This is a genomic window from Candidatus Zixiibacteriota bacterium, assembly GCA_022865345.1.
Classification (GTDB): Bacteria; Zixibacteria; MSB-5A5; order MSB-5A5; family RBG-16-43-9; genus RBG-16-43-9.
On sequence record JALHSU010000214.1, the window covers coordinates 1 to 10,887 of the forward strand.

Consider the following 10,887-nt stretch of genomic DNA (forward strand, 5'->3'; position numbering starts at 1 on the left):
AGATAGCCAGTTTGAGCTTGAGTTTGCGGATTTCCTTGAACGATTGGGTGATGATGAGATTGTTTCGTTTGCGAAGAATTATTATGAAGTGCATTTTAAGATAGACTATAAAAACGCCGATGGGACGATAGCGAATTATTACCCGGACTTCTTTGTCAAAACGGATGAAAAGACGGTGTATGTCGTTGAGACTAAGGGGCGTGAGGATCTAGACGATCTTTTGAAGATTAAAAGGCTTGCCCAGTGGTGCGATGACGCAAATGCCCGGCAGAAGAAAAGCACTTATAAAATGCTCTATGTGAGGCAGGAAGAATGGGACAAGTATAAACCGAAGAATTGGGATGATATAGTTTCAATTACGAAGAAGTGAGGTTTTAATATGTCTTTCAACCCGAAATTCACCATTACTCCGAAGATCAACAAAGCCCTCGTGGAAATCGAGCGTGTGCGGGGGTTTCTGGATGCGGTAAAGCTCAAGGATGACTGGTTTGCCGACATGCAGAAAAAGGCGCTTATCCTTGAGTCGCATCACTCTACGCATATTGAAGGCACGGCTTTAAGCCTTGAGCAGGCCAAGTCTATCTTGGAAGGCAAAAAGGTCAAAGGCGTCAATCGTGATGATGAAAAAGAGCTTTTGAATTATAAAAAAGCGATGGATTTTCTTTCAAAGTATCTTGGCAAAGACGATCCTGTTTCAGAAGGCATTGTCCGGGAGCTTCACAAGATTATCGTTAAAGGCGTCCGTGGTGATCAGGCAGACCCGGGCAATTACCGAAAAAATCAGAATTATGTCGTCAATTCCCGCACCCGGGAAGTCATTTACACCCCGCCCGCTCCGCTTGATGTTCCTAATCTTATGCGGGAGCTTGTGGATTGGCTCAATAAAACCGAAGATGTGTCGCCGATTCTTGTTGCCGGTGTATCTCAATTTCAGTTTGTGCATATTCATCCGTTTATCGATGGTAACGGCAGAACGGCCCGGCTTTTATCAACCCTCATTCTCTACAAAACTGGCTATGACTTCAAACGGCTCTTTACAATTTCCGAGTATTATGATAAAGCCCGTCCGAGCTACTACCAAGCGATCCAATCCGTCAGGAAGAACAACATGGATATGACGGTTTGGCTTGAATACTTTGTCAATGGTCTGCGGTTGCAAATGGAAGAAATTCAGCAAAAAGGCAAACAGTTGATAAAGCAAGATGTAACATTACAGAAGATTAAGAAAATTGGTTTAAACCAGCGTCAGGAAAAAGCGGTTAAGCATCTTATTTCAAAAGGCACTGTCACTGTTAATGAATACCAATCTGTTGCCTCTTGTATTCGACGGACGGCTCAAAGAGATTTGGAAGAACTGGTCGCCAAAGGCATCATTAAAGCCGTGGCAAAGAGCCCAACAGACCCCACGAAACACTATATCTTACTGTGACACGCTACTATGACATACTGTGACATGTTACTGTGACAGGTGTTTAGAAAGATTAAAAACAGAATGAACCTTGCCCTTTTATATGCCCGGGTTTCCAGCAAAGAGCAGGAAAAAGAAGGTTACTCTATCCCGGCTCAGCAAAGACTTCTTAATGACTATGCTCATAAGAACAACTTGACCGTCGTTAAGGAGTTCATTGATGTTGAAACGGCTAAACAAGCCGGTAGAACCAATTTTGGTGAAATGATAAAATTCCTTGAGACTAACCCTGACGTCAAAATCATACTGGTTGAGAAAACAGATAGGCTATACAGGAACTTCAAAGACTATGTGACAATCGATGACCTTGACTTAGAGATTCATTTAGTCAAAGAAGGCGAAATCCTCAGCAAAAACTCCAAGTCTCACCAGAAGTTCATCCACGGCATCAAGGTTTTGATGGCGAAGAACTATATTGATAATCTATCGGAAGAGACAAAGAAAGGGCAAAGGGAAAAAGCAGAGCAGGGAGTATATCCAACGAAGCCACCACTAGGATACCAGAACAATCCGGACACTCGTAAAATCGACATTGATCCTGAAAAGGCACTCATCGTTAAGAAGATGTTCGAATGGTATTCGAGCGGGAATTATTCCATAGAGGCTGTTAAAAGCAGGGCAACCCAAGCTGGTTTAACATATAGATCGGGAAAGAAGGTGTCAAAAAGCACTGTTGAGCATATTTTAAAAGACCCATTCTACTACGGAGATTTCTTCTGGGCCGGGCAACTTTATCACGGCAGCCATACTCTTTTAGTCAGCCGGGAATTGTGGGACAGGACGCAAGAAGCTCTTACAAGAAAGAACAAAGGCAAATTAACGAAAAGAGATTTTGCTTTCAGCGGAATGATAACCTGTGCTTTCTGCGGATGCGCCCTAACTTCAGAGATCAAAAAAGGAAGATATGTATACTATCATTGCACAGGCAAAAGGGGGAAATGTGCTAAGCCGTATGTAAGGCAAGAAGTGATTGAGGAGAAGTACGGGCAGGTCATCAGAAATATCACGATATCTGATGATGTCTTGAGTTGGCTGATCCATGCCCTTGGAGAAAGTCACCAGGAAGAGAAAGACTTCCACAATCGGATGATCTCTCAGTTCCAGGTCGAATACAGACGGCTGCAGGACAGGATGGATAGAGCATATGAGGACAAGCTGGATGGAAAGATCCCGGAGGATTTCTTCTTGAATAAGCTTCAGGAATGGAAGGACAAACAGAGTGAAATCTCCTCCAAGCTCAGGACTTATCAGGAAGCTAATACAAATTATCTGGTAGAGGGCTCGAAATTGTTAGAACTCGCAAATAAGGCGTATTCATTGTATTTGAGACAGAACCCGCACGAAAAGGCAAAACTGGTTAAATTCGTGAGTTCGAACTCCACCTGGGACGGAGAGAATCTCATACCCACCTATCGCAAACCTTTTGACTTAATAGCAGTTACAAACATAGAGCACAAACAAAAGGAGCTCGCTGGGGCTACAAAAAGCGAGCTCCGTCCTATCTGGCTCCTCGGGCAGGGCTCGAACCTGCAACTTAGCGGTTAACAGCCGCTCACTCTACCATTGAGTTACCGAGGAATATTTTTTTAGCTTTTAGCTATTGGCTATTAGCTATTTGATTTTTCGGATTAAATATATTAAAAAGGAGATAACTGTCAAGAAAAATAGATTGGATGATTGACTGATTGTTACACGTGGCGGGACTTTGAAATCCCGCCACGTAAGAGAGCTTTACTTCAGCAAACTCATCTTCTTAGTCATAACCTGATCGCCTGCATTCAGCCTGTAGAAATAGATCCCGCTTGCCACCACAGAGCCAGCCTCGTTTTTGCCATCCCAGGTAATAGAATGAGAACCAGCATCCAAAGTCCCGTTAACCAGAGTCCTTACCTTCTCACCTAAGACGTTGTAGATGTTCAGGTTCACCTGTGATTTTTCAGACAGGTAGAAAGAGATGTTAGTTGCCAGGTTGAAGGGGTTGGGAAAGTTCTGGAACAGGGTGAATTTTTCAGGAACGGGTCCTGAGGCAATTACCTTGGGGTTAGGAGTTCCGCCCAAAGCCCTGCAGGCATTGATTCTTCCAGTGCCCAGTTTACCTCTATACGTTCTCTTGTTTAAGGCATCGATGTTATCAGCAGTGCTTTTTATCCGGTTGAAGATGTCCAGCCGGGTATAGGATGGGTACTGGGCCTTAACCAGTGCAGCTTCACCTGTCACAAAAGGTGTGGACATTGAGGTCCCGCTCATTACTGCCACATAGTCGTTGTTCGGATTGGCATAATCGTGATAGGTGCTCACGATATCAACACCTGGCGCAGAAACATCCACCCAGGTGCCATAGCTGGAGAAACTGGCTTTTATATCGTTCTTGTCAGTAGCGGCGACGTCCAAAATGTCCGTTCGTGAAGCCAGATAATCTGCAACCTGGTTATTGCTATTTCCGGCTGCATGGCAGATCAGAACATTATGAGCAATGGCATAGTCAACTGCGGCAGCGAAGCCTCCGGAATTGGAAGAACCCCAGGAGCAGTTAGCCGAGATTGCGCCTTTGTTAGCAGCATAATACATAGCCTGGGCTGCAAAGCTCATATTTACATAGCCAGCCCCAGTAGATGACAGCCAGCCTATCCTGAGGCACATGATCTTCGAACCATTGCCAATAGAGTTTACAGTTCCGTCACCCCATCCACCAGCCACTCCAGCCACTCCACGGGCATTATTAGTCATAGCACCAGCGATGCCAGCTACGTGAGTGCCGTGTCCTGCAAAATCTCTTGGGTCGTTATCAGTGGTTCCGCAATCTTCACCTGACATACACCCGGTAATTCCGGTAACCCAGTCCCAGCCGATCCAATCATCCACATAACCGTTACCATCATCATCTATCCCGTTTCCCGCTATCTCTCCCGGGTTTATCCAGATATTGCCAGTAGTTGTGGGCCAGGTAGAGCCACCTAAGTCTTTATGGTAGTATCTCACGCCGGTGTCCAAAATCGCCATGATAACATTTGTGCTTCCTGGGTTAATCTGCCAGGCACAGGGTGCATCGATGTCGTGGTCAGTAGAGATATGCAGACCCCACTGGTTCCAGGGGTTTGCCTGTCCCTGAAAATAAGGGTCGTTTGGGTAGATATCATAGACCGGATGGATTCCGATAGGCTCAACTGATTGCACATTGGGAAGAGCCGCATAGGCGCTCATAACATCTTCCAACCTGTACTGCTGGCTGAAGGTGACAATATGATAGCCGGAAAGGTCAGGGATACCTGGTTCTGCCTTGGCTCCTGGGAATTCCTTCGCCATCGAGGAAACCCCGAATTTCTGATTCAAAGCATCCAAAACCTGCACTCCGGTTGTCACTATCCCTTTCAGCAGGACAGGACGAACAGGCTCTGCCTCAGTTTTAAATTGAACCACAAACTGATTCGGGACGTACTGCACCTCATCCATCTGCTCATCAAGAGGAGTTTTTAACTCGTCGACTGCCCAGGAAGAGGCAGCGAGAATCAACCCCAGCAAAAAAAAACAAAGAGGAATAACTTTTTCATATTAAACCTCCAAAAAAATTAAACTTTTCTGGGAGAATCTGTTAACTAAAAAGAAAACTGAAAGGCTTCAAACGGTTCTCTATAAAAATCACCTCCCTTATGAAAAAGTTAATAAAACCAGTTCTCTTCTATAAGAAATGGTCTATCTTTTCTTCCTCACCTCCTTTGATCGGCTTAGAGGTTTACGTTTTAAGGCCTGTAAAAAAAGAAGAACAGACAATCGTGAATAAAAATCGAAGTATATCTTCAACTAAAATAAAACCTAGGTTTATTTTGTCAAGAAAAAATATAGTATGGGAGGTTTTTAGTAAAAATTTTCTCTTAAATCAAGTTTTCTCCTGGGTATTTAAAAAAGCGTTTAAGCAATTGTCAGGCTTTTAATTAATTCCGTAGATATATTTAATCAGGAAAATCACTTGACTTTAAAATCTTAACCTGATAAACTTAGGATAGGAGGTAAAAGTATGAACACGTTAAAAACTGCATTCTTTCTCACTCTTTTGACCCTGCTTTTGATCTTCATCGGCAGGATTCTGGGTGGAAATTCCGGGATGGTTATAGCTCTGATATTTGCCGCAGTACTAAACTTAGGCAGCTACTGGTTCTCGGATAAAATAGTCCTGGGAATCTATCGAGCTCAGAAGATTGAGGAGGGTGATAATCCCGGCTTGTATAGAATAATCAGGCGCATAGCCTCACAGGCAGGTCTGCCTATGCCTAAAGTATATATCATCCCCACAGATTCACCGAATGCCTTTGCAACTGGAAGGAATCCGGAACATTCTGCAGTGGCAGTTACTTCTGGCATCCTCAGAATTTTGAGCGAGGAGGAGTTAGAGGGGGTTATCTCGCACGAGATGTCGCATATAAAAAACCGGGACATACTGATCAGTTCGATCGTGGCAACTGTTGCCGGCGCTATAAGCATGCTGGCGCAGATGGCTCAGTTCGCCGCCATCTTTGGAGGCGGTAGAGATGAGGAAAACAGGGGTGGAGGACTGGGTCTTTTATTTATGGCTATCATAGCTCCGATAGCTGCTCTTTTGATCCAACTGGCTATCTCCCGCTCCAGGGAGTATCAGGCAGACGAGAGCGGGGCAAAGATAAGCCACAAGCCCTTAGCTTTAGCTGGTGCTTTGAAGAAGCTATCTTATGCTTCCCAGAGAATTCCGCTGCAGGCAAACCCCTCCACAGCTCATCTTTTCATCGTTAATCCTTTAACCGGAAAAGGGCTGGCAAGTCTTTTCAGCACCCACCCGCCTTTGGAAGAAAGGATTTCCAGGCTGGAGGGATTAGCCAAAAGCTTATGATAAAGATATCTTTTTCAAGCGGTGGAAAAAGTTTCACCGCTTTTTTATATTAACCTTTTGCAAGACTGGGAGCCCTGCTTACGATAATTGGAAGTTTGTAGCGTCCTCACTCCTGTGAGGACGTTTCATCGTTGCCAGAGCAAGCCCCCGTGGGGCAGGAGTGGCAACGCTACATTTTTATGCAAAACTACTGGGTCCAAATCATCTTAATTTTAGCTTTGATCCTGGCTAATGGCTTTTTTGCCAGCTCTGAGATCTCCCTGATTACCTTGCGAAAAAGCAGGGTCAAGGAGCTGATAGATTCCGGAAACAAGAAAGCACTCTTAGTTCAGAAGCTTCAATCTGAGCCGGAGAAGTTCTTAGCCACAGTCCAGATCGGGGTTACCTTAGTTGGAACTTTAGCCTCAGTGGTAGGTGGTGCCAAAATCGTTGACCTTTTGATACCTTTAATAAAGAAACTACCCTTTGAATTTGCTGAGAGATGGAGCGAATCTATCTCCATCGGGATCGTAGTTATTGGGATAGCTTATCTTTCCCTGGTAATAGGAGAGCTTGTTCCCAAATATATTGCCTTAAGATACTCGGAAAAAGTTGCTCTGAGGATTGCAGGTTCGATTCGTTTCCTCTCAAAGATATCCTTTGTCTTTGTGAAGCTCCTATCTTTCTCTACCAAAGCCCTGATGAGCTTGATCATCGGAAAGACCCCGAAAGAACCTCCATTTATCTCAGAAGAAGAGGTGAAATATATTGTCACCGAAGGAAGGGCAAAAGGGATTTTCGAGAAAACTGAAGCAGAGATAATCCACAGCGTTTTTGAGTTCACTGACACAACTGTGAAAAGGGCGATGACTCCCCGTACTGAAGTGGTAGGCTTAGAAATAGGCTCGGACCAGAATACGGTTCTGCGGACGGTCACTGAGGAAGGTTATTCACGTTTGCCAGTCTACAGGGAAACTTTAGACAATGTTATCGGGGTAATCCACGCCAAAGACGTGATAAATATTTTACAGAACAGCGATCTGATAATTCTTGAGGATATTATCAGAAAGCCTTATTTTGTGCCTGACTCGATGAAGATAAGCAAGCTTTTAAGGGAGTTTCAGAAAAAAAGAGCCCAGATGGCGATAGTCTTGGATGAGTTCGGCGGGACTGCCGGGCTTATAACCTTAGAGGATATAATCGAGGAGATTGTGGGCGAGATAGAGGATGAGTATGACGAGGAAAGAAAAGAGATAGAACTTCCTCCGGATGGCTCTGCGGTTGTCCGAGGCTCCATTCCTTTAAGGGAACTAAACGAAAAACTCAAACTAAACCTTCCTGAGGAGAAATTTGAGAACTTAAACGGGCTTTTAATCAACACCTTGGGCAGGATACCGCTGTTAGACGAAAAGATAGAGCTTTTCGATTTGGATTTCACCATTTTAGAGAAAGCGGGGCATCATCTGCGAAAGATAAAGATAAGCAAAAAAGCAGGGGAGAATGTTTGAAAACATAATCACGCCGGTGGGGAAATGGATAATAGATACCATCTCCTATCTGGGTTACTGGGGGATAGTTTTGACAATGGGAATCGAGTCAGCCTGTATCCCTTTGCCCTCGGAGATAATTATGCCTTTTTCCGGGTATTTAGTCTACACCGGGAGATTTAATCTACTCTGGGTCTCAGTGGCTGGAGCATTCGGTTGCGTTGTGGGTTCAGTTGCCGCATACTGGGCAGGGGTCTGGGGAGGTAGACCTTTTATAGAGAAATACGGGAAATATGTATTACTTTCGCACCGGGATTTGGATACTGCAGAAAGATGGTTCAAAAAATACGGAGACTGGGCGATCTTTTTCTCACGTTTGCTTCCGGTAATAAGAACTTTCATCTCCCTGCCAGCAGGGATTGCAAAGATGAACTTTCCCCGGTTCGTAATTTACACTTTCCTTGGCTCTTTACCCTGGTGTTTTGTCCTGGCATACATCGGAAAAGTCCTGGGCGAGAACTGGCAGACCATAAAGACTTATTTCAGGGGCGCAGATATAATAATTGTTATCATAGTAATTTTGGGAATCGCATTTTTTATCTATAGGCATTTAAAACCTCAGAAAAGCGAAAGTGAGGTTTGAGGTAGGTGTTTTTCCCTTATACCTTGGACGGATTTGTAGCGTCCTCACTCCTGTGAGGACGTATAACCGTTGCCACAGGAGTGGCAACGCTACTTTGTGATATGAACCTTTTCAACTATTTTCTAACTGTTTTCATATCCATCTTTTTAGTTGTAGACGTAATCAACAACATCCCGATCTTTCTTTCCCTGACTCAAAGGTACGATAAGAAGGAAAGAGCGGATATGGCTAAAAAGGCGATCGGCATTGCCCTGCTGGTGCAGCTACTTTTCGTTATCTTTGGAAATTACATCTTCAGCTATCTGGGGATAAAGATGTATTCTTTCTCCATAGCTGGAGGGATTTTGCTGGCTATCGTCGGAGTTGAGATGCTCTTCGGTCACAAAACCAGAACCGAATACCAGGAAGAAGATAAAGCTGAGGAAAAAGAAAATATAACCATCGTCCCTTTAGCCATTCCTTTGCACACAGGACCTGCCTCGATTTTAACCGGCATGATTCTTTTCAACCATCCGGAAAGATTTGCTATCGTTGGAAAGGAGTTTTACTTTTATAAGGCTCTTTTCATTTTGTCCATAATTTTAGTCTACCTGGTTTCGCTTTTCATTCTCCTGAGGTCAGACCTGATCCTCAAATTCCTCAAGCCTATCGGAATGAAAGTCATCACCCGCATAATCGGGCTTCTGATTCTGTCACTTTCAGTGCAGTTCGTGATAAACGGGATAAAAGAAGCGCTGGGGTGATTTGTAGCGGAGGTCTTTAGACCTCTATTGCATCTAAAAAGTCTGGAACTCTGAAGAGTTCCGCTACATTTCAATTGGAGGCGCCAGGAGTTTTCTCCTGACGCTTTCGTTTTTGTCGGGAGGGAGGTAACTCCCGACAGCACTGAGGAAAGGGCGTATTGCAATACGCCTCTACAACCTCATTTCTTGCTTGACAGGACTTGAAATTGTATTAAATTACTACAGGAGAGGGGAAAGGAGGTTTAAATGAAAAAAACAAATTTTATCTGGTTGGGGGTAATTATTTTTTTATCTTTCCAGTTCCTATCAGCTTACTCTTCTGAAATAACGCCTGCGGTAAAGGCAGTAAATGAAAAAACAGAAGGCTGTAACTGCCGTGGGGATTTGGACCGTAATGGGGTTATCAACCCGGCTGATCTGGAGTATATGGCTAAGGTAATCCAGCATGAGATCAGTCCAGACCCTTCTGTGGCTGAATGTGCAGACCTGAATTATAATGGTCTTTCGTATGAGATGAGTGATTATGCGATTTTGCAGAGCTGGATGAGCGCATATCATGTGATCCTGTGCGGGGATGAGAAACTAATCGGAGATTTGAATTTGAACCTTATTCCCTATGAGGTTGCGGATGCAGTCTTATTCTTAAGCTATTTCATGGAGGGTACTGCAGTTTTCACTCTCGACTCGGCTCAGCAGATTGCCAATACAGATATTGACGGAAATGGGAAAGTTTTAACTCTATCCGACTTTGTCCTGATGACCAGGATAATGCGGCATGATGCTATACCGGGGGACACAACTGGCTATTCAGATAAGATTGCCTATTTTACTACTTCTGTAAGAGATTCTGTTTTTCTATTCTCCTTCAACTCTGAGGCACCTGTTGGAGCCGCACTTTTCACCTTTGCTTGTTCAGATACCCTGGCTTTGCCCTACCTCTATTCCACAAATATGGATTTGATCTATAAAATCAACAATAATGAGCTGAGGATCTTAGTTTTCAGTTTAGGAGGTGCAAATATACCTTCAGGACCCGTGGATCTTTTAGCCATACCTCTTGAAAATGTCTGCACCTTAACAAACCTGGAAGTGGTTGATGATAAAGGCAGAGTGATGAAGGCAATATATGGAACAACCGGGATTTCTGATCAACCTGTAGCTGATTTGCCAAAGAGTTTTACTTTATTGCCCAACTATCCTAATCCGTTTAATCCTGAGACCTATATCGAATATGCGCTGCCGGCTGATTGCCAGGTTACCCTTGCAGTTTACAATATCCTGGGACAGAAAGTGAGGACCCTGATTAATGAGTATCAGTCTGCTGGTCTGAAATCCGTAAGATGGGTCGGTAAAGATGATTCTGGAAACCAGGTTTCTGCCGGGGTCTATTTTTACTCCATAAAGGCTGATAATTTCACTCAGGCCAAAAAGATGATTCTTTTAAAGTAGAGACGCATAGCATGCGTCTCTACAGAGAAAACCTACCTTGAGAGCGAGGCGGGATGCAGCATTGACATAGTCAATGCACTCCAGAAGTTTTTTGGGGTTCGATGAATCGAACCCCTACTTTTTTTTAGGGGCTTGATTTATCAAGCCCATGCCGATTTGTCAGTGGCGCGGCTTTCAAAAAACGCTTGTCAAAATTAAGAAACGAGTTATATTAATCTCGGAGAACATAGATTTAGCACTCTTTATCCATGGAGGAGCTA

8 protein-coding genes and 1 tRNA gene are annotated in these 10,887 nt (G+C 44.0%); 7 read left to right on the top strand and 2 right to left on the bottom strand.

Going from position 1 to position 10,887, the window contains the following annotated elements; all coding sequences use genetic code 11:
• Together MUP17_10545 and MUP17_10550 are read left to right on the top strand one after the other, a co-directional pair.
• On the top strand, positions 1-370 hold a 370-nt coding region (locus MUP17_10545; protein MCJ7459418.1), incomplete at its 5' end, for a type III restriction endonuclease subunit R.
• A 9-nt stretch (positions 371-379) separates the two neighbouring features.
• The gene (locus tag MUP17_10550) at positions 380-1,429 is read left to right on the top strand and encodes a Fic family protein (GenBank protein MCJ7459419.1); all 1,050 of its coding nucleotides are present in this window, start codon (positions 380-382) and stop codon (positions 1,427-1,429) included.
• Positions 1,430-2,971: 1,542 nt separating this feature from the next.
• On the opposite strand, the gene MUP17_10555 is transcribed toward MUP17_10550, so the two are convergent.
• Positions 2,972-3,046: transfer RNA gene (locus MUP17_10555), tRNA-Asn, on the bottom strand.
• Positions 3,047-3,199: 153 nt separating this feature from the next.
• Positions 3,200-4,978 carry a S8 family serine peptidase gene (locus MUP17_10560; GenBank protein ID MCJ7459420.1) on the bottom strand — a complete coding sequence of 593 codons (1,779 nt, stop codon included), beginning with the start codon at positions 4,976-4,978 and terminating at the stop codon, positions 3,200-3,202.
• 502 nt (positions 4,979-5,480) lie between these two features.
• On the opposite strand from MUP17_10560, the gene htpX reads away from it, so the two are divergent.
• The 5 genes from htpX (at position 5,481) to MUP17_10585 (ending at position 10,627) form a co-directional block, all read left to right on the top strand.
• A complete protein-coding gene (gene htpX / locus MUP17_10565; protein MCJ7459421.1) occupies positions 5,481-6,326 on the top strand; it encodes a zinc metalloprotease HtpX in 846 nt (281 codons plus the stop codon).
• A 131-nt stretch (positions 6,327-6,457) separates the two neighbouring features.
• Positions 6,458-7,813, top strand: coding sequence for a hemolysin family protein (locus MUP17_10570; protein ID MCJ7459422.1), 1,356 nt, complete (start codon positions 6,458-6,460; stop codon positions 7,811-7,813).
• Entirely contained in the window at positions 7,806-8,435 is a 630-nt protein-coding gene (locus MUP17_10575; GenBank protein MCJ7459423.1) for a DedA family protein, read from the top strand. The genes MUP17_10570 and MUP17_10575 overlap by 8 nt, the downstream gene beginning before the upstream one ends.
• A gap of 80 nt (positions 8,436-8,515) precedes the next feature.
• Positions 8,516-9,178, top strand: a complete 663-nt coding sequence (locus MUP17_10580; protein ID MCJ7459424.1) for a MarC family protein — start codon at positions 8,516-8,518, stop codon at positions 9,176-9,178.
• A gap of 246 nt (positions 9,179-9,424) precedes the next feature.
• On the top strand, positions 9,425-10,627 hold the full coding sequence (locus MUP17_10585) for a T9SS type A sorting domain-containing protein (protein ID MCJ7459425.1): 1,203 nt from the start codon (positions 9,425-9,427) through the stop codon (positions 10,625-10,627).
• Positions 10,628-10,887 lie beyond the last annotated feature (260 nt).

What these genes read in the sequence shown, in the direction of transcription:
- MUP17_10550 (MCJ7459419.1), top strand. Translation starts at nt 380, where the DNA reads ATGTCTTTCAACCCGAAATTCACCATTACTCCGAAGATCAACAAAGCC.
- htpX (MCJ7459421.1), top strand. Translation starts at nt 5,481, where the DNA reads ATGAACACGTTAAAAACTGCATTCTTTCTCACTCTTTTGACCCTGCTT.
- MUP17_10575 (MCJ7459423.1), top strand. Translation starts at nt 7,806, where the DNA reads ATGTTTGAAAACATAATCACGCCGGTGGGGAAATGGATAATAGATACC.
- MUP17_10585 (MCJ7459425.1), top strand. Translation starts at nt 9,425, where the DNA reads ATGAAAAAAACAAATTTTATCTGGTTGGGGGTAATTATTTTTTTATCT.